The 19733-nt window shown below is 66.8% G+C and carries 15 protein-coding genes; 2 read left to right on the top strand and 13 right to left on the bottom strand.

Features of this window, described 5'->3' with window-relative positions; translation table 11 throughout:
• Positions 1-174 precede the first annotated feature (174 nt).
• The gene (locus tag IPP91_01355; protein ID MBL0140730.1) at positions 175-2553 is read right to left on the bottom strand and encodes a FecR domain-containing protein; all 2379 of its coding nucleotides are present in this window, start codon (positions 2551-2553) and stop codon (positions 175-177) included.
• A gap of 12 nt (positions 2554-2565) precedes the next feature.
• The gene (locus tag IPP91_01350; protein MBL0140729.1) at positions 2566-3945 is read right to left on the bottom strand and encodes a tetratricopeptide repeat protein; all 1380 of its coding nucleotides are present in this window, start codon (positions 3943-3945) and stop codon (positions 2566-2568) included.
• 239 nt (positions 3946-4184) lie between these two features.
• Between IPP91_01350 and IPP91_01345 the strand changes: the two genes are divergently transcribed.
• Positions 4185-4991 carry an enoyl-CoA hydratase gene (locus IPP91_01345; protein ID MBL0140728.1) on the top strand — a complete coding sequence of 269 codons (807 nt, stop codon included), beginning with the start codon at positions 4185-4187 and terminating at the stop codon, positions 4989-4991.
• 261 nt (positions 4992-5252) lie between these two features.
• Here the strand turns inward: IPP91_01345 and IPP91_01340 are convergent, their stop codons facing one another.
• From IPP91_01340 to pabB, 5 genes are all read right to left on the bottom strand, one after another.
• Positions 5253-6854, bottom strand: a complete 1602-nt coding sequence (locus IPP91_01340; protein MBL0140727.1) for an NAD(P)/FAD-dependent oxidoreductase — start codon at positions 6852-6854, stop codon at positions 5253-5255.
• Positions 6855-6870: 16 nt separating this feature from the next.
• Positions 6871-7707: an alpha/beta hydrolase gene (locus IPP91_01335; protein ID MBL0140726.1), complete on the bottom strand. Its 837-nt coding sequence runs from the start codon at positions 7705-7707 to the stop codon at positions 6871-6873.
• Between the two features lie 180 nt (positions 7708-7887).
• Complete coding sequence (locus IPP91_01330; GenBank protein MBL0140725.1) at positions 7888-9522, bottom strand: acyl-CoA synthetase; 1635 nt, start codon at positions 9520-9522, stop codon at positions 7888-7890.
• 22 nt (positions 9523-9544) lie between these two features.
• Positions 9545-10426 (bottom strand): bifunctional methylenetetrahydrofolate dehydrogenase/methenyltetrahydrofolate cyclohydrolase FolD, encoded by an 882-nt coding sequence (folD, locus tag IPP91_01325; GenBank protein ID MBL0140724.1) that lies wholly within the window; start codon positions 10424-10426, stop codon positions 9545-9547.
• Positions 10423-12396 carry an aminodeoxychorismate synthase component I gene (gene pabB / locus IPP91_01320; GenBank protein MBL0140723.1) on the bottom strand — a complete coding sequence of 658 codons (1974 nt, stop codon included), beginning with the start codon at positions 12394-12396 and terminating at the stop codon, positions 10423-10425. The genes folD and pabB overlap by 4 nt, the downstream gene beginning before the upstream one ends.
• Positions 12397-12481: 85 nt before the next feature.
• On the opposite strand from pabB, the gene IPP91_01315 reads away from it, so the two are divergent.
• Entirely contained in the window at positions 12482-12952 is a 471-nt protein-coding gene (locus IPP91_01315) for a DUF3617 domain-containing protein (GenBank protein MBL0140722.1), read from the top strand.
• A 45-nt stretch (positions 12953-12997) separates the two neighbouring features.
• On the opposite strand, the gene IPP91_01310 is transcribed toward IPP91_01315, so the two are convergent.
• The 6 genes from IPP91_01310 to IPP91_01285 form a co-directional block, all read right to left on the bottom strand.
• Positions 12998-13507, bottom strand: coding sequence for a mismatch-specific DNA-glycosylase (locus IPP91_01310; GenBank protein ID MBL0140721.1), 510 nt, complete (start codon positions 13505-13507; stop codon positions 12998-13000).
• Positions 13504-15399, bottom strand: coding sequence for a propionate--CoA ligase (locus IPP91_01305; GenBank protein MBL0140720.1), 1896 nt, complete (start codon positions 15397-15399; stop codon positions 13504-13506). The genes IPP91_01310 and IPP91_01305 overlap by 4 nt, the downstream gene beginning before the upstream one ends.
• A 149-nt stretch (positions 15400-15548) precedes the next feature.
• Positions 15549-16532, bottom strand: a complete 984-nt coding sequence (locus IPP91_01300) for an oxidoreductase (GenBank protein ID MBL0140719.1) — start codon at positions 16530-16532, stop codon at positions 15549-15551.
• A 62-nt stretch (positions 16533-16594) separates the two neighbouring features.
• Positions 16595-17812, bottom strand: coding sequence for an AFG1 family ATPase (locus IPP91_01295; GenBank protein MBL0140718.1), 1218 nt, complete (start codon positions 17810-17812; stop codon positions 16595-16597).
• Between the two features lie 202 nt (positions 17813-18014).
• Entirely contained in the window at positions 18015-19445 is a 1431-nt protein-coding gene (lpdA, locus tag IPP91_01290; protein MBL0140717.1) for a dihydrolipoyl dehydrogenase, read from the bottom strand.
• 25 nt (positions 19446-19470) lie between these two features.
• A complete protein-coding gene (locus tag IPP91_01285; protein MBL0140716.1) occupies positions 19471-19731 on the bottom strand; it encodes a hypothetical protein in 261 nt (86 codons plus the stop codon).
• Between the last annotated feature and the right edge of the window lie 2 nt (positions 19732-19733).

Below are 19733 nucleotides of genomic sequence, written 5' to 3'. Positions count from 1 at the left end.
CACCTGGTCACATGAGACATGTCGCACCTCGATGCGGGCGTGCCGTTATCCCGGCATCGTCCCGTTGGACCCCGCCTCGCGGCGCAGGCCCGTTATCCTCAAATTTCTGGCTGATACCTTACGAGCCCACCCATCGCAACCTACAGCGGCTGCTTCCCCGCTTCCAGCACCCTTTCACCCTCCGCGGCGGCCGAAGGCCACCGCGCCGGCATTGCCGTTCAAGTTGTAGTTCATCCCCGCCCGCTGTCCCGATCGCCCGGCGAAGAAGCCATCGATGCTGCCGCCCGAGCCGGGGCCGCAAGTGGGACTGCACGTCAGGATGAGCTGGGACGTGGTCGACGCCCCCGGGATCGGGCTCGGCGTGTAGGCCGAGAAATACTGGTCGCGGTAGATCGGCATCGAGTTCGCCAAGCCGTTGAGCGTTTGCCCGTTGACGGTGACGTTGACCACCGCGTCCGCCGTGCGGTTCGTGAAGTTGGCGTTCAGCGTAGCCGTATTGAGCGTGCCGACGTGCCCCGACCGGTCCGTGGGGCTCGTCGAGCCGATGATGTCGTAGCTGGCCGTTCCCGTCAGGGGCAGGTTCACCGGGCCGCTTTGCGAGCCCGAGAAGATGTAGTGCAGGCTCGAATTCGCGAGGTTCAGGTTGGTCGTCTGCCCGTTGCTGGAAACCGTAGCTGTTCCGCCGGACCAGCGGCCCCACACCATTCCCGTTTCAGGGTCGGTGCCTGCCTGGAGGACGGTCGCGGTTCCGCGCGCGTACGTCGCGTGTCCGCCATAGGCCGCGTAAGGTGCGGCGAATTCGGTTACGCCGCCCGTGGCCGCATCCACGACCACTTCTGCCGGTCGGTTCACCGTGGCATACGTACGAACCTGCGTCACGCCGCTCGCGAGGCTTTCCGTCGGATCCGAAATGAGGCCGTCGCGGTACGGGGACGACCCGGGCTGCGCAGGACCGGTGAAGCCGGCCACGCCCGAAATGACGTTGTAGTTGGAGGAGCTGGACGAAGTCTGGTCCGCGATGCCGTATCCCAGGATCGCGCCTTGCAGTTGCTGGCCCACAAAGCTGCCCTCGAAGCTCCCGGTCAGGTTGGCATTGCTCGCGGACGACTGGCCGCTGCCGTTGGTCACGACCAACCGGTCCGAAGTCGAGGCGTAGAAGCTGTTCAACGCGAACGGGACACCCTGCGCATTGAGCGACCAGCTTCCTCCTGCGTTGCCCCCTGCGCCCGGCATCGAGACGCCCAGGATGGCATTGAGGGTGCGGTTCGTGAAATTGACATTGAGCGTGGCGCTGCCCAGCGTGCCCACCGTGTTGTTCTGGTTGGTCGGCGTGGTCGCCCCGGCCAGCGTGTAGGTCGCCGTGCCGGTGAGGACGTCCGAAAGGTACGTGGGATAGCCCGAGGCGGAATAGATCCAGTGGATGCTGCCGGGCGTGGGCGACGTGCTTCCCGCGCCGTAGTAGCCCAGCGAGCCGTTTTCCCAGCGGCCCAGGGTGATGGAGGCCTCCGAGATGAACTGCACGTCGCGCTGCGTGCCGCCGGCGATGGTGGGCACCAGGCTGCTCTGCGTGCCCGCATAGGAGCGATAAGACCGAAGCGCGATTCCCTCGACCGTCACGTCATCGCCCGTCGCCTGCCCCTCGAACGCGGACCCCGTGGAGGAGATGACGATATCGCGAAGGTTCGACGTGTCGGAGCCCAGGTTGCCCGTCGCGTCCACGAACGTGAATCCCAGGCCGTTGTTGCCTACCGGGACCGTGTTCGAGGTGCCCTGCTGCGTGCTCGAACCGCTGCTGTCATTGGGTCCGAAGTTGCGCGAGTCGCCCGAACCTGCGCCGCCGTCGCCCTTGGTCTTGGCCGCGCCGGTCGGGTTAGACGCCGAATCGGCGATGAACTGCGGGGTCGGGATGTATTTCACCTCGCCCTTGCCAGTGACGAGAACCGTCTGGCCGGGGCCCGTGATGAGCGTCTGCGCTCCGCCCTGCTGCGGCGGAAGCCCGGTGCCGGAAAAGTCCCCGAAGGTGACGGCGTGACTGCCCTCGATCGTGTGGTTCACGGTGATGTCGCAGCCGGCGCCCGCTGCATCCACCTTCTCGGGATCGCAATCGGGGGCCGTGCCCGCGAAGAGCACGTTGCCGGAACCGCGAATGCCCACGGTGGCCACCTTCGTCTTCATCACGAAGCGGTCCCGGGTGCGGGCGGCGATGAGGCCCGTGAAGGTGCGCAAGGTGCCGCGCACGAGGTTCAGGAGCGCCCCCTGGTCGGAATCAGGCCGGTCGGCGTACTGCTCGATCTGGAACTGGGTATTGGGACGAAGCGAGATCTTCGCCTGGTCCACCATCGTGAGCTGGGCCATGCCATGCCCGCCGGTGACGATCGCGTCACCTTGGTTCACCGGAGTGCCCTTGGTGACCTGAACGCGCTGCCCGTTGGCGCGCTGCACGTTGACGTCGCCCGTCACGAACGTGAAGGTACCGCTCGCCCCGAACGCGGAACCGGCGCAAGCGAGGCCGCTCAGGATGAAAACCGATGCAAGCTTCTTGCACTGAACCATGGCCATGGCTCCCTAGTTGGTCTCGCAACGAACAGCCGTGGAGACCTCGTTGCGGTTGAAAGCGTACAAATCGATGTTCGACGTGTTGCGCGTGTACGACCACTGGGCGCGCATCGTGCAGGACTTCCGGAACTCCCAGTTCAGGCCCAGGAGGAACTCGCCGAAACGGTCCTTGCCGTACTCGACAGTCGTCGAGCGGGCATAAGCGTCCTTGTCGTGGCGGAACACGACACCGAGCGCGTTGAACAAGTTCACCTTCGGATCGAGAGCGTACTGGACGTAGCTGCGCAGGCCGGCGAGGTTCTTGCTCTTGTTCGTCGTACTGTCGGGGAAATCGTTGATCGCCTTGTCATCGCTCACGAAGGCCGAGAGGACCAGCAGGGGCACGCCCTTGGTCTCGAAAGACTGCAGGTACGACCCCGAGAGCAGGATCTGGTTGAAGTCCTCGATATCGTTGGTCGGGAAACGAACCTGCGAATACTGCAGGCCCAGCCCCACCTGCCGACGCGGATCGAGGTAATACCTCCATTCGCCCAGGCCGTACCCGGTACGACGGTCGTTGGTGATCATCGGGTCGGTGTCGGCCGCGCCCTGCTGGTCGAAGTGCTGGTATCCGCCGATGGCTCGCCATTGCGTCGCGCCGTCGTTCAGCGTCGCGCCTGCACGCACCTCGCCATTGAGCGAATTGAAATCCGATTCGCCGTCGTAGCCGCGCCCCTTCACCTCGCCCGCGCCGAAAAGGCTCCAGCCCCCGGAAAGCGGGTGCGAGTATTCGGCCGCTGCCGCTGCCGTGCCGTAGGCGGCCTTGCGCTTGATGGAGTTGCCGGTGGCTTCGATGCCGACGATGCCGAACGACTGCTGCGCGGCCGCGCCGAAATCCGTGGGCACGCCCGTGATGTTGTCGTCGTAGCCGATGCCCAGTTCCGCCCAGCCGGACCACCCCCCCGCGGTCTGCCGCTTGCGGGCCTTGATCGCCTCGAGATAGCGGTTGATCGTCTGCAGCGCGATGGAAGGCGGGTTCGAGGCGGCCAACTGCGTGAACGAAGCTTCCGCGAGGTCCAGCGATCCGGCCACGAAGTAGGCGCGCGCCAGGTCCATTTGCGCACCGGCGTGGTTCGGATTCACGGCGAGCACCCGCTCGAACGCGATGATCGCGTCGTCGATCTTGCCACTGTCGAGCGAGGCCACGCCCAGGAGGTAATCGTAATCGACGTTTCCGGCGAGCTGGGACTCGAGCTTGATCAGCTCCATGTAAGCCTGCTTCGGGTTGTTCTGATTCAGCAGGCGCCTCGCATTCTCGAGCGCCTCGGGGTTGGCCAGCGCGGGGCCGGCGACTCCGGCCGCCAGCACCAGGGCAACGAAGGATGTGATCCAGCGTGCGCGTCGTTCCATCGTGGCTCTCATTTTTTTTCTGAAGGAATGTGATGTATCACAACCCGGGTGCAGGATTCGCGTTTGCACCCTGAATACAAAGACAAAAGCACGCCGCATCCGCAGATGCCGCCTGATCTTAAGCCCATCATGGAATCGATGCAATCGGCTTTTCAGCCCGGAAATTGAAGACTTTATCAACAAAAACAATGCGATAATTATCACAAAGCGCCATCCGTCTCGCCCTTCCGGAGCCCTCAATGGACGAACCCCTCGCCACCGGCCTTGCGAAAATCGAGCCTGAATTGCTGCTGCGCCGCAACGAAGGCGGCGTTGCCTGCCTCACGCTCAACCGCCCCCGGCAGTTCAACGCCCTCTCCGGCACCCTGCTTGCCGCACTGCAGCAAGCGCTGGATGACATCGCGCGCGACGAATCCGTGCGCGTGGTGATCATCACCGGCGCCGGCAATGCCTTTTGCGCCGGCCACGACCTGAAGGAGATGCGTGCCCTCCCCACCCAGGCCCGGGTCGAGGCGCTCTTCGCCCAGTGCAGCGCCGTGATGCAGAAGCTCGTCGCCCTGCCCCAGCCCGTGATCGCCGCCGTGAACGGGCTCGCCACCGCCGCCGGGTGCCAGCTCGTCGCCCAATGCGACCTCGCCGTCGCGAGCCAGGATGCGCGCTTCGCGGTGTCCGGGGTCAATCTCGGGCTCTTCTGCTCCACGCCCGCAGTGCCGCTCTCGCGAAACCTCGGCCGCAAGCGTGCCGCGGAGATGCTCTTCACCGGGGACTTCATCGATGCCGAGACGGCCCTCGACTGGGGCCTCGTCAATCGCATCTGTCCCGCCGACCGCGTGATGGAAGCCGCGCGCGACCTGGCCAACAAGCTGATCGCCAAGCCTCGCGACACGCTGGCGACCGGCAAGGCGCTCTTCTACCGGCAGCTCGAGGCCGCCATGGCGCCCGCCTATGACGACGCCTCGCGCACCATCGCCTGCAGCTTCGCGGCTCCGTCCGCCAAGGAAGGCGTCGCCGCGTTCCTGGAGAAGCGACCGCCGAACTGGCCGTAGCGACCGGCGAACTGGCGGTAGCGACCGGCCGCGGAGAATGGCGCAGGGGAAGGGAAAGCAGAAAAAAAAGTGAGTGGGGTTTGTTGCTGGTTTTTGGCCAGGTCAAATTGCGCCGGGCGTCACGAACCGATCCGCTTGCGAGGTGTTGCCGAAGTCGAATCTCGCGGCAATTTCATCTGGCCAAAAACCAGCAACAAACCCCACTCACTTTTGTTTTCTGCTTTCCCTTCCCGCTTCGATCATCCGGCTGCGCCTGCCTGGTCACACCCGCTGCCAGCGGCCGCCGCGACGCCAGTCGCGGACGACTTCGCGCGCCGCGTTGTGCCCCGGCACGCCGGTGACCCCGCCGCCCGGGTGCGCGCCGGCGCCGCACAGGTAGAGACCCGCCAGCGGCATGCGGTAGTTGCCGTGCCCGAGCACGGGGCGCGCGCTGAACAGCTGGTTGAGCGTGAGCTTGCCGTGGAAGATGTCACCGCCCACGAGGCCGAACTCGCGCTCGAGATCGAGGGGCGAGAGAATCCGGCGTGCGATAACGCTTCGGCGGAAGTTGGGTGCGTGACGCGAGACGAGATCGATCACGGCATCGGCGGCCTTTTCTCGCTCGTCGTCCCAGCGGCGCCCGGCGGGCAGCGCGTATCGGAAGTGCTGGCAGAAGAGACTGGCAACATGGGCGCCGCGCGGGGCGAGCGTCTCGTCGACGGTACTGGGGATCAGGATCTCGACGATGGGCTCGCGCGACCATCCCTCCTCCCGCGCCGTCGCATGGGCTCGATCCATGTAGGCGAGCGAGGGCGCGAGGACGATGCCCGACGAATGGTGCGGCGCGGCCGCGGTGCCCGGCAGGCAGGAGAAGTCCGGCAATTCGGAAAGCGCCACGTTCATGCGGAAGGTGGCGCTCTCGGATTGGTAGTGACCGAAAGCCTCCGGCCACGCCGTGCCGCCGGCGAGTTTTGCGACGGTCGTCGGGTGCGCGTTTGCCACGACGCAGCGCGCCGTGACTTCGCTGCCGTCGGCGAGCGCGATCCCGCAGGCGCGCCCCCCTGCGTCGAGAATCCGCTCGACCGCCATGCCCGTGCGCACGCTCACGCCTCGCGCGGCCGCTTCCCCGGCCAGGGCCTGCGTGATGGCCCCCATGCCGCCGATGGCGTGTCCCCAGATGCCCTTCTTTCCGTTCACCTCGCCGAACACGTGGTGCAGCAGTACGTAGGCCGTGCCGGGCGACCACGGGCTCGCGAAGTTGCCCACCACGCTGTCGAACCCGAAGCAGGCCTTGATCGGGTCGGACTCGAACCACCGGTCGAGCCAATCGCCCGCGGACATCGTGAAGAGGTCCAGCACATCGCGTTTGGCGGCGAGCGGCAGGCGGTTGAGCCGGCGCGCCGTCCTCCACGCGCCGAAGATCTCCGCGAGGCCGCCGCCCACGTTGGGCGGCGTCTCCAGGAGCATGTCGCGAAGGACATCGGCCACGCTCTCCAGCCGGTCGTAATAGCCCGGGAGGCGCTGCGCATCCCGCGCCGAGAACTTCGCGATCTCCTCTTGCGATGCCGCGATTCCACCGCCCGCCTTGAGGTAGCGACCGTCCTGCGTGGGCAGGAAGTTCGAGTAGGGCCTCTCCACGATCCTGAGGCCGTGTTCGGCAAGGCGCAGGTCGCGGATCACCTTCGGGTTGAGAAGACTCACCGTGTAGCTCGCCGCGGAATTGCGAAAGCCCGGGTGGAACGCTTCCGTCACCGCAGCGCCCCCCACGACTTCGCGTCGCTCGAAGACTCCCACCTTCAGGCCCGCCTTCGCCAGATAGCAGGCGCACACGAGGCCGTTGTGCCCCGCGCCGACGATCACGGCGTCGAAGTCGCGCCGCTTCAGGCTCACCGGTCGGCGCTCACGCGACCAGGAAGGCGCGGACGGCCTCGGCCTGCGCCTCGTCCATCAGCATCGGCGCGTGGCCGGTCTCGGCGACGACAAGGCTTTCCGTGCCCGGGCGCGCGAGCATCCCGGCGTGCACTTCCGGGGTGAAGAGGTCCGACTGCTCGCCCCGGATCAGGAGCACGGGCCCCTTTACCGCCATCCAGAACGCACTCAGGTCCACGTCCGCCAGCGGCCCTGCCTTGAAGGGGAGCGCGACACCCGGGTCGTACCGGAAACGCCATTGGCCCGTGCCGTCGCGGCGGGCCACGTGCATCGCGAGGTGCCGCCACTGCGCGGGCGTGAGCTTGCCGAAGGGACTGACCATCCGCATCGCCGCTTCCAGCGCCTCGATCGAGTCGAACGCCGGATCCCGGCCGACGTAGGCGGCGATCCGCTCGAGCGCCGACTTCGGCACCACGCAGCCGACGTCGTTCATCACGAGCTTTCCGACGGGCGTTCGCGGCTGGGCCGCGAGCAGCATCCCGAGGAGGCCCCCCATCGAGGTGCCCACCCAGTCCACCGATTCCGCACCAATCGCAGCGAGCATCGTCGCGATGTCGGCGCAGTACACGGGATAGCCATAGTCCGCCTTCACGGCCAGCCAGTCGCTCCGCCCCCTGCCCACGATGTCGGGGCAGACGACGCGATAGGCATCCGCCACCTTTCCGGCGAGAAAATCGAAGTCGCGCCCGCAGCGCGTGAGGCCGTGGGCGCACACCAGCACGCGCGGATTGTCCCGATCGCCCCACTCCACCCAGCGCATGCGGTGGAATCCGTGCGGGTCCAGGCAGCGGACCGACCCTTCGCGCATTGTGTTCATGGTTGCAGCAAATCCTTCGGACACGGATAAACACGGATGAACACGGACAAATATCTCGATTTGCCTGTTACGCACCGTGGCATCGGAGTGACCGCGCTTCGAATTGCGGCTATCGATTCACAACTCATCGGGTAATCCGTGTTCATCCGTGTCCCAAGCCTTGCCCACGCGTCACTCGATGGCGCTCCGGCTCTTCGCGCGCTCGCGCAGCAGGAACTTCTGGATCTTCCCCGTCGAAGTCTTGGGCAGCGGGCCGAAGATCACGCTCCTGGGCACCTTGAAGCGCGCCATGCGCGAGCGGCAGAACTCGATCACCTCGCCTTGCGTGACCGTCACGCCTTCCTTCAGCTCGATGAACGCGCAGGGCGTCTCGCCCCACTTGGGATCGGGCTGGGCGACGACTGCAGCGAGCATCACCGCCGGATGGCTGAAGAGCACGTCCTCCACTTCCTGCGAGGAGATGTTCTCGCCGCCGGAGATGATCACGTCCTTCGAGCGGTCCTTGATCTTCACGTAGCCGTCGGGCTGCATCACCGCGAGGTCGCCCGAGTGGAACCATCCGCCCCGGAACGCCTCTTGCGTGGCTTTCGGGTTCTTGAGATAGCCCTTCATCGTGATGTTGCCGCGGAACATGATCTCGCCCATCGTCTCGCCGTCCCACGGCACCGGTTCCAGGGTGTGCGGATCGAGCACGGTCATGCCCTCCTCGAGCAGGTAGGCCACGCCTTGCCGGCCGTTGCGGCGCACCTGTTCCTCCAGCGGCAGTTCGCTCCACTCGGGGTGCTTGGCACACACCGCCGCCGGCCCGTAGGTCTCGGTGAGCCCGTACACGTGCGTGATGTCGAAGCCCATGCGGCCCATGCCTTCGATGACGGCTGCGGGGGGAGGCGCCGCGGCGACGAGGCAATGCACCTCGTGGTCGATGCCCTCCCTCCATTCGGCAGGCGCGTTGAGGAGCATCGAGTGCACGATGGGCGCGCCGCAATAATGCGTGACCCGGTGCTCGCGAATGAGATCCAGGATCAGTTTCGGATCCACCTTTCGCAGGCACACGCTCGTGCCGGCGGCCGCCGCCATCGTCCAGTTGAAGCACCAGCCGTTGCAGTGGAACATCGGCAGCGTCCACAGGTACACCGCCTGCTTCGGCATCGACCAGTCGAGGATGTTGTTGATCGCGTTGAGGTAGGCGCCGCGGTAGTGGTACACCACGCCCTTGGGGTTGCCCGTCGTGCCCGACGTGTAGTTGAGCGAGATGGCGTCCCATTCGTCGGGAGGAAAACTCCACTCGAACTGCGCATCGCCTTCCCCGAGAAAGTCCTCGTACTCCTTTTCACCGAGGAGCGCCCCGCCCTCGTGCATCGCGTCGTCCACGTCGATCACCAGCGGTTTCGACTGGCAGAGCGACAGCGCCTTCTCGATCGTCGCGGAAAACTCCCGGTCGGTGAAGAGCACCTTCGCTTCGCCATGGTCGAGCATGAAGGCGATGGCCTCCGCATCCAGGCGTGTGTTCAGGGTATTGAGCACGGCACCGATCATCGCCGGCCCGAAGTGCAGCTCCACCATCGCCGGGATGTTGGGGAGCATGGCGGCCACCGTGTCGCCGCGTTCCACGCCGCGCCGTGCGAGCGCCGAGGCGAGGCGACGGGAGCGGGCGTAAACGTCCTTCCACGGGCGACGCAGGGCGCCGTGGATGACCGCCGTCCGGTCCGGGTACACAGTGGCCGCCTTCGCCAGGAAGGAAACGGGCGTGAGCGGCGTGTAGTTGGCCTCGTTGCGATCCAGGCCCGAAGCGTACGGTTGGGTCATCTGTCCTTGCCTCCTGCGAAACTCAAGCGAAGCGAGTCGGCATCGGCGCCGCCAGGCCCGCCACCTTCTCCGCGCCCCGCAAGGTGTTGGCGACGAGCATCGCGATCGTCATCGGCCCCACCCCGCCAGGCACCGGCGTCACGCGCGAGGCCACCTGCGACACCGATGCGTAGTCCACGTCACCGCAGAGCTTCCCGTCGGGCAGCCGGTTGATGCCCACGTCGATCACGACCGCACCGGGCTTCACCATGTCGCCACCGATCATGCGCGCCCGCCCCACCGCGGCCACGAGGATATCGGCCTGGCGCGTGATGCCCGCCAGGTCGCGGGTCTTCGAGTGGCACACGGTGACCGTCGCGCCCGCGTTCACGAGCATCAGGGCCATGGGCTTGCCGACGATCGTCGAGCGGCCGACCATCACCGCGTGCGCGCCCTCGACGGCGATGCCTTCGTGCTCGAGCATCTTCATGACGCCCCACGGCGTGCAGGGACAGAACGCAGGCTCGCCGACGACCAGGGCGCCCACGTTGTGGTAGTGAAATCCATCCACATCCTTGGCCGGATCGATGGCCTCGATGACGGCGCGGGCATCCAGCGGCTTCGGCAACGGCAACTGCACGAGGATGCCGTGCACCGACGGGTCGGCGTTCAGGCTGCGCACGAAGGTGATGAGGCGCTCCTGAGGCGTGTTGGCGGGCATCGCGTGCACCCAGGAGTTGAGCCCCGCCTTTTCGCAGGCGAGCGCCTTGTTGCGCACATAGACACGGCTGGCCGGATCATCGCCCACGATGACCACGGCGAGTCCGGGCACAGTCCCCGCGTCGCGAAGGCGCGCGGCGCGCAGGGCGTTTTCCAGGGCGATGTCGGCGGCGATGGCCTTGCCGTCGATGGGGAGGGAGGTCATGGGGACGGTTTCGTTTTCTGGAAATGATCTTCGGTGAGCAGGGCGTCCACGGGCACATCGTGCGGCTCGCACGGGATGAATTCGCGCACCAGCGCCGCCGGAAGCGCCACGACGCGAAACGTCCGCGTCCCCGCGCCCGCGAGCAGTCGGTCGAAATAGCCCGCGCCGTAGCCCAGCCGCACGCCCTTGCGGTTGCAAGATAACGCAGGCACGAGGGCGAAGTCGACTTCCGAAAGCGCCACCTTTCGGCAGCGGGCGGGATCGGGCTCCTCGATGCTCCACACGCCCGGGACCAGGTCCGCTCCCAGGTCCGTCACCGCGTAGAGTTCGAGCGATCTCGGCTCGCGCACGACGCGAGGCAGCACGAGGACCTTGCCGTCGGAAAGGACCCCATCGGCAAAGGCGCGCGTGTCCCATTCGGTCCCGAAGCTGAACGTGGCGAGCACCGTCCTGGCCCGGCGGTATTCGATGAGCGCGCGAAGGCGCGCGGTGATCCGGCCGGCGAAGGCAGAACTGCCCCCCGAGAAGAGCGCGTCGCGGTGGGCGAGAAGCTCGCGGCGCATGAGCGACTTGGCCGAGTGCGGTGCGCCGCCGGCGGCGAACCGCGACAGGGCACGCCGGATGGCCGCGACCTTTACCTCGGTCTCCTCGAACTCCGACTCCGGCGAGGAGTCGGCGACGATCCCGCCGCCGGCATAGAAGCGAAGCTCGCCCCCGGCCGCGAGCGTGGTGCGGATGGGAATATTCACGTCCAGGCGGCCGGCGGTCGTTGCGTAGCCGATGGCGCCGCAGTACACCTCGCGCCGGTGCGGCTCCAGCTCGTCGATGATTTCCATCGCGCGCCGCTTGGGCGTCCCGGTGATCGACCCCCCGGGGAAGCAGGCTTGCAGCAGATCCACGCCGTCGCGGCCGGGCGCCAGGCGACCGGTCACGGTGCTCACCAGGTGATGCACCGTGGCGAAGCTCTCCAGTTCGCAGATCCTGGGCGCCGCGACGCTTCCGGGCTCGCACACGCGGCCGAAGTCGTTGCGCAGCAGGTCCACGATCATCACGTTTTCCGCCCGGTCCTTGGCCGAGGCTTCCAGCTCGGCGCGCACGCGTGCGTCCTCGCCCGGGTCCGCGCGCCGCCGCCGGGTGCCCTTGATGGGCTGCGTCATTGCCACCCCCGCCTCGACCGTCATCAGGCGCTCCGGCGAGCTCGACAGCACGCAACCGAACGGGTACTCGAGGAAGGCCCCCATGGGCGCCGGATTGGTGTCGTGCAGGTGGCGGTAGAACTCCCAGGCATCTCCGCAGTAGGCGACGCGGAACTCGCGTGTGAGGTTCACCTGGTAGGTGTCGCCGGCGCGGATGTAGTCGATGATGCGCGCCGCGCGCGGCAGGTAGGCCTCGCGCTCGAGGGACGAGGCGATCTCGCCGGTCACGCAAAACGGCGCGCGCGTCCGCGGCTCCCCCTCGAGCAGGACCTCCCGCAGCGCTTCGGCGTCCGCATCGGGATACGAGGCAAGCGAGGTGAGCGCCGCCCTCCTCTCCGCGTGATCCACGACGACCGTCCACGGATAGAGCCCGACAGCCGCTTCGGGCATGAAGGCCGTGGTTCCGGGCTTCGCCGGGGGAAGGCGCGCGGATTGCCTTCCCAGCTCATAGCCGACATAGCCGATGGCCCCACCGGCAATGGGCCATGCCGTGTCGCCGGGCGTCGTTTCCGCGAGGAGCAAGCGCAGTCCGGCGAAGGCGCTTTCCGCAAGGGTCGCGGTTTCGGCCATGCGCTCGATCTCGCACCGGCCGTCGCGCAGGACGAGTTTCGCCTGCGGCCCGGCCGCCAGGATGTCGAAGCGTCCGCCGGTGCGCGCTCGCTCGCCGCTGTCCAGGAACACGGCCCACCCCAGGGGGCGAATCCGCTCGAACCATGCATGGCGGTCGGCGCAGCCCGTGGACTCGTTGTAGGGAAGCTCGAGGGTGCGCGCCATGGGCCCATTCTAGCCGTCCGGCCCCACCTTCTCCGGCCCGATGGTATCCTCGTCGCGTCTTTTTTCACTCCACGCAGGGATCACCATGAAAACCGCAGCCGTACTCGTTGCCGCCGCCCTTTCTGCTGCCGTCGCCGCTCAAGCCCAGAACCCGACGGACGCGATGAAGGGCAAGATGAAGCCCGGGATGTACGCCTACAAGATCGAAATGGACATGGGGCAGGTGCCGGGCCTACCGGCAGGCGCGGGCAAGCACACCTCGAACATGAAGCACTGCGTGACGCCCCAGGACATCGAGAAGGGCCAGGTCGGCAAGGGCCGCGACGGCAAGAGCCCGCCGAACTGCGAGGTCAAGGATTTCAAGATGTCCGGAAACACGGCGACCTACCGCACGGTCTGCAAGGGAGAGGCTGCGATGACGGCCGATACAACCATCACCTTCGTCCCGGAAGGGTTCAACATGAACATGAAGATGGCCATGGACCAGGGCGGCCAGAAGATGAACATGGCGCAGAAGATGGAAGGCCGCTACCTCGGCCCCTGCCCCGCCAAGTAGCCTCGAAGCAACGAATCGGCAGTGAACCCGGTACGTGAACCCGGTTCACGAACCGGGTTCATTGCTCCGCGCCCAACTCGATAGCGTCCGCCACGGGCGCTCGTCCCAGAAGCGCCTCGCCTGACCCGAGGGCGACGTCAGCACGAAGAGGCGCGTTTTACCCACTCGCTCCGCCTGCCAGCCATAGTCGACGTCGCGTCCCAGGAACGCCTTTGCCGCGTTCTTGCTGGTGAAGGCCACCACCCCCGGGCGGAAGCGCTCGATCTTTTCCCGCAGGCTCGCCGCATCGAGCGCGCCGCGGGGCAGCTCGTCATCGTTGCCCGCGTGCCCCTTGCACAGATCCGTGAGGCCGATCCCCAGCTCGAGGAGCGCCGCGTAGTCCGAGGGGTGGAACCGGCGCGGCGTGAACCCGGCCGCGTGCAGCGCCGGCCAGAAGCGGTTACCGGGCTTCGCGTAGTAGGCGCGCGCGCTGGCGGAGGCCTTCGACGGCGCCGTGCCGCAGAAGACGAGCCGCAGTCCCGGCGCCAGGACGTCGGGGACGAGGTAGCCCGTCACCCCTTCAGCGCGTTGCGGATCTGCTCGAGAGCGCCCGGATCCTCGATGGTGGTGAGGTCGCCGGGATCACGCCCTTCGCAAAGCGCCTGGATCGAGCGCCGCAGCAGCTTTCCCGACCGCGTCTTGGGAAGCACCGTCACAAAGTGCACGCGCGAAGGCCGCGCGATGGCGCCGAGCTGCTTGTCGACGGTGGCCATGACCTCCTTCTCGAGCGCCGCGGCCAAGTCCTTCGTGGCCGTCTTCGAAGCGTCCTTGGCAACCGCGAACGCAACCGGCACCTGGCCCTTCAACGAGTCGGCCACGCCGATCACCGCAACCTCCGCGATGCCGGCGTGGGCCTGCACGGCCTCCTCGATCTCGCGCGTGCCCAGGCGATGGCCCGCGACGTTGATCACGTCGTCGGTGCGCCCCAGCACGAAGTAATAGCCGTCCTTGTCGCGCACCGCCCAGTCGAAGGTCGAGTAGACCATTTCGTCCTTGAACGTTCCGTAATAGGTCTTCACGTATCGTTCGTCGTCGCCCCAGACCGTGGTCATCACGCCCGGCGGCAACGGCGGCACGATGCACAGCACGCCCTTCTCGTCCGGACCCGTCTCCTTGCCCGTGACCTCGTCCTTCAGCTTCACGTTGTAGCCGTACACCGGGAAGGAAGGCGAGCCGAACTTGCGCGGCGTGTCCTCGACGCCGAGGCAGGCCGACAGGATGGGCCACCCGGTCTCGGTCTGCCAGAAGTTGTCCACCACCGGGCAGCCGAGGTTATCCGCCACCCACCGCGCCGTGGGTTCGTCGAGCGGCTCGCCGGCGAGGAAGAGGTACTTGAGGCACTTCACGTCGTATTTCGACATGTAGGCCGGGTCCTGCTTCTTGAGCACGCGGATGGCGGTGGGAGAAGAGAACATCGAGGTGACCTTGTAGTCCGACACGATCTTCCACCAGATGCCCGGATCGGGCCGGATGGGCAGGCCCTCGTACATGATCGTGGTCGACCCGTTGATGAGCGGCCCGTAGACGATGTAGGAATGCCCGACGACCCAACCGATGTCGGAAGTCGAGAAGTACGCCTCCCCGGGCTTCGAACAGTAGATGTGCTTCATCGAGGCAGCGAGCGCCACTGCGTAGCCGCCGGTGTCGCGCTGCACGCCCTTGGGCATGCCGGTGGTGCCGCTCGTGTACAGGATGTAGGACGTCTCGTTCGACTCGAGCCAGGTCACCGGCACCTTCGCGCCCGCGTGCTTCGCGTGCAGTTGCGCGTAGTCGAGATCGCGGCCAGCTACCCTCGTCATCGCGGTGTCCAGGCCGCGGTTCACGATCACCACGTGGGCGGGCGGCGACTTCGACAGCCGGATCGATTCGTCGACCAGCGGCTTGAGCGCAATGGGCTTGCCGCCGCGCGCGCCCGCATCCGAGGTCACCATCACCTTCGGCTGCGCGTCGTCGATGCGCGCGGCGAGGCTTGCCGCGGCGAAGCCGCCGAAAACGACTGAGTGGATGGCGCCGATACGCACCGTCGCGAGCATGGCGAACACCGCCTCCGGCACCATCGGCATGTAGATGAGGACGCGGTCGCCCTTGCCGACGCCCAGCGACCCGAGGATCGCCGCGAAGCAGTTCACCTCGTCGGCGAGCTGCGCGTAGGTCCAGCTCTTCTCCTCGTTCACTTCCGTGGAAATCCAGACGAGCGCCTTCTGGTCTCCGCGCGCGGCGAGGTGCCGGTCCACCGCGTTGTGGCACAAGTTGGTGAGGCCGCCCGCGAACCAGGAGCGAAATGGCGGCTTCGGGGCGTCCAGGACCTTGTCGTAGGGCCGGTGCCAGTCGATCAGTTTCGCCTGCTCCCCCCAGAAGCCCTCGGGGTCCTGGATCGAGCGCGCGTGGAAATCCTTGTAGGTGGTCATGGGGCTTTCTCCTGGCGGAATGGCGTGGGCTCCGGCTTCTGTCGGCGGGCCGTTTGTAGCGTAGGGGAGTGGGCGGGAGCTTAGTTGATTCGCCTCAACGAATCAGGAGCGCGGATCAGGGTATTCCCTACTCCCGCGTGGCCCCGGCGTCAGCGGTTCACGTCCACCACGATCCGGCCGCGGATGCGGGCCGCAAGGACTTCCGGCGCACGGGCGATGGCTTCGGCCAGGGTGACTTCCGTCGTGATCGCGTCGAGCTTGTGCCGGTCGAGGTCGGAGGCCAGGCGCCTCCACGCCTCTTCGCGATCGGCCCGCGGCGCCATCACGCTGTCCACGCCGATGAGCCGGACGCTGCGCAGGATGAACGGGGCCACGCTCGCCGCGAAATCCATGCCCTGCGCGAGGCCGCAGGCCGCGACCACACCCCGGTATCTGGCCTGCGCGCAGGCATTGGCCAGCGTATGGCTGCCCACCGAATCCACGACGCCGGCCCACCGCTCCTTCTGCAGCGGCTTGCCCGGCTGCGAAAGCTCGTTGCGGTCGATCACGTCCGAGGCGCCCAGCGACCGGAGGTAGTCCGCCTCCGACACCTTGCCGGTGGAGGCGATGACGCGGTAGCCCCAGCCCGAAAGAATCGCGATGGCGACGCTGCCGACGCCGCCCGTTGCGCCCGTCACCAGAATGTCGCCCTGTTCCTTCGTCACGCCCTGCTTCGCCAGCGCCAGCGCGCACAGCATGGCGGTGTAGCCTGCGGTCCCGATCGACATGGCCTGGCGGGCCGTGAACCCTTCCGGCAGGCGCACCAGCCAGTCGCCCTTCAGGCGCGCCTTCTGCGCAAGGCATCCCCAGTGCGTCTCGCCAACGCCAAAGCCATTCAGGATCACCCGATCGCCCGCCTTCCACATCGGGTGGCTCGATGCCTCCACGGCACCGGCGCCGTCGATGCCGGCCACCATCGGCCACTTGCGCACCACCGGCGCCTTGTTCGTGATCGCGAGCCCGTCCTTGTAGTTGATCGTCGAATAATCGACGCGAAGGGTCACGTCGCCCTCGGGCAGCGAGCCTTCGTCGAGTTCCGAGACGCGGGCCTGGAACTGCTCCGAATCCCGCGTGAGATAGATGGCGTTGAACATGTTCGCAGTCTCCTGTTGCGCGGGGGACAGACCCCCGGGCTCCTTGCGGGCCTGTCCCCGGGCTACCTCGCCCGCAGCACCTGGGGATTCTCCGCCGAGGCGTGCTTGCGCGCGAAATAATCCCGGGACTGCATCTCGCGAAGCCGGCTCGCCGTGCGCGCAAATTCGTTCCGGATCACCTTTCCCGGGCCGGTGACGTCCGTGGAGGGAGCCACCAGGTCCTCCGGCGGCACCTCGGCCGACATCACCAATCGCACGCGCTGATCGTAGAGGACATCGATGAGCCACGTGAGGCGGCGAATGACATCGGTCTGCGAAGGCGTCAGCTGCGGCACCCCCGACACCAGCACCGTATGGTAGCCGCTGGCGATGTCGAGGTAGTCGAGCTGCGATCGCGCCTGGATGCACAAGGCCTCGAAATCGAACCACACGACGCCTTTTGCGCGCTGCCTGAAGGCCAGCGCCCGGCCGCCGATCTCCATCGTGCCATCGCTCTCGAACGTGGCCTTGGTCATCGCCTCGAAAAAGAGCGCCAGCTGCCGGTCGGCCTCCTCGCCCGGCGGGGAATACCAGAGGCGGTAGCCCTCCAGGATGCGGCGCCGGTGGTCCGTGCCGCCGCCCAGGCCGATCACGTCCAGTTCCCTCTTGAGGATCTCGATGGCAGGCAGGAAGCGCGCGCGCTGCAGCCCGTTCGGATAGAGCCCGTCGGGCTCGTAGTTGGAGGTCATCACGAAGACCACGCCCTTTTCGACCAGCAGCTCGAGCAGGCGCCCCAGGATCATCGCGTCGGCGATATCGCTCACGTGGAACTCGTCGAAGCACAGCAGCCGCAGCTCTCTCGCGATGTCGGTCGAGACCGCATCCAGCGGATCCTCGACACCGGTGAGCGCGCGCATGCGAGCGTGGATCTCGCGCATGAACTCGTGGAAGTGGACGCGGCGCTTGCGGCGGTGGCGGCTGACCTTGAAGAACGCGTCCATCATGAGCGACTTGCCGCGCCCCACTCCGCCCCAGATGTACATGCCGCGCGGAGGTTTTCGCCCCACGCCGAGATTCGTCACCAGGCGGTTGAGCCTGCCCGCACGATACTGGCGGTAGTCCTCCAGTTCGCCGAACAGGCGCTCGAGCTCGCCCAACACGCGAAGCTGCTCGCTGTCGGTCTCGAAATCCGGGCGCTGCTGGAAGTGCCAGTACCACTCGAGCGGGCCCGAGTACTGATCGGGGTCTACGGGCTCGAGCTCCTCGTCCTCGAGCGACGGGATGTCAGCGGTGTCGGTCATGGAACCCGAAGGCGGGAGACGCGGATGAACATGGGCGAGTTACCCCGGCCAAAAGCAGGGGCACGGATGAACACGGATAAAGGCAGATGAATGGCGTCTTCCAGGCTTGCGACGAACGGACCTCGAATCCCGAAACACTTTCATCTGCCTTTATCCGTGTTCATCCGTGTCCAACGCCTTTGGGTTCCGCCAGCCCCTGTCCCTATGAGTTGAGAGAGCGCTTGTCGACGGCAAGAGCCGCCTCGCGCACCACCTCGGAGAGCGTCGGGTGCCCGTGGCAGATGCGCGCGATGTCCTCGCTGGCGCCCTTGAACTCCATGACCGTCACCGCCTCCTGGATGAGGTCGGAGGCGTGGGCATGCACGATGTGCACGCCCAGGACGCGGTCGGTCGCCGCGTCCGCCACGATCTTCACGAACCCCTGGGTCTGCCCCGTGCCCAGCGCCCGGCCGTTGATCGCGAACGGGAACTGGCCCGTCTTCACGGCGATGCCGTCCGCCCTGGCCTTCTGCTCGGTCATGCCCACCCACGCCACCTCGGGCGACGTGTAGATGATCCACGGGATGCAGTCGTAGTCGATGTGCGGCTTCTGGCCGGCGATGAGTTCGGCGACCATGACGCCCTCGTCCTCGGCCTTGTGCGCCAGCATGGGACCGCGAACGACGTCGCCGATGGCCCAGACGCCGGGCAGGTTGGTGCGGCAGTGGCTGTCGACCTCCACGAAGCCGCGCTCGTCCACCTTGAGCCCCACGTTCACCGCGCCCAGCCCGTCCGTGTTCGGGACCCGTCCCACGGAAACCACGAGCCTGTCGCATTCGAGCTTCTGCGCCAGGCCCTTGTCGTCCGTGTAATCGACGAGCACCGCGTTCTTGCGCATCGACACCTTGTCGATCGTCACGCCCAGCCTGATGTTGAGCGACTGCGATTTCGTGAAGGTCTTCCACGCCTCCTTCTGCACCGCCTCGTCGCAGGCGCCCAGGAAGACGGGCAGCGCCTCGAGGATCGTGACCTCGGACCCCAGCCGGCGCCAGACGCTGCCCAGCTCCAGCCCGATCACGCCCGCGCCGATGACCCCGAGCCGCCTGGGAGCCGCCGTGAAGGCGAGCGCGCCCTCGTTGTCGCACACCGTCACGTTGTCCACGCGGACGTTGGACAGGTGCCTCGCCTTCGACCCGGTGGCGATGATGACGTGCCTTGCCTGCACCGATTCCTTCCGGTCCCCGTTCACCACCTCGATCGTGTAGGCGTCCCCGCCCGCGACGAACTTGCCGAACCCCGGGACCCAGGTGATCTTGTTCTTCTTGAAGAGATACTCGATTCCCTTCGTCATCTTCGAGACGATGCCGTCCTTGCGCGCCTGCATCCGCGTGACGTCGATCTTCGCCCCGGCCACGGTTATGCCATGCTCGTCCAGGTGGTGGTTCACCCGCTCGAACTCCTCGGACGAGGCGAGAAGCGCCTTCGACGGGATGCAGCCGACATTCAGGCAGGTGCCGCCCAGGGCGAGTTCGCCCTTCGCGTTCCTCCAGCCCTCGATGCAGGCGGTCTTCAGTCCCAATTGGGCGGCGCGCACCGCGGCGATGTAGCCGCCGGGGCCGGCGCCGATCACGACGACGTCGAAGATTTGCGACATGGCGATTCCGTAGGTTGGGTGGGAACTAGCGAAGCCAGAACCTCGCGATATGCACGCCGAGTCCGGCGCAGAAGCCCGCCGCGAGAGGATGCACGTTCTTCAGGAACATCGGCGGATGCTTGAGGAGCCCGAGCAGCCAGAAGGTCGTGGCCACCGCGAGCCCAACGGCCAGCGACACCGCGAAGTGGCGCGGCAGGTACAGGCCCAGCGACTGCTGGAAGAACACGGCGAGGAAACCCACGAGGAGCGACCCCAGCACGAAGAAGAAGGCCCGCCGCAGGAGCATCG

The organism is Betaproteobacteria bacterium (assembly GCA_016720855.1).
Classification (GTDB): Bacteria; Pseudomonadota; Gammaproteobacteria; order Burkholderiales; family Usitatibacteraceae; genus FEB-7.
The sequence above is the reverse complement of the archived record's forward strand: the minus strand, read 5'-3'. Positions and strand labels throughout refer to the sequence as shown.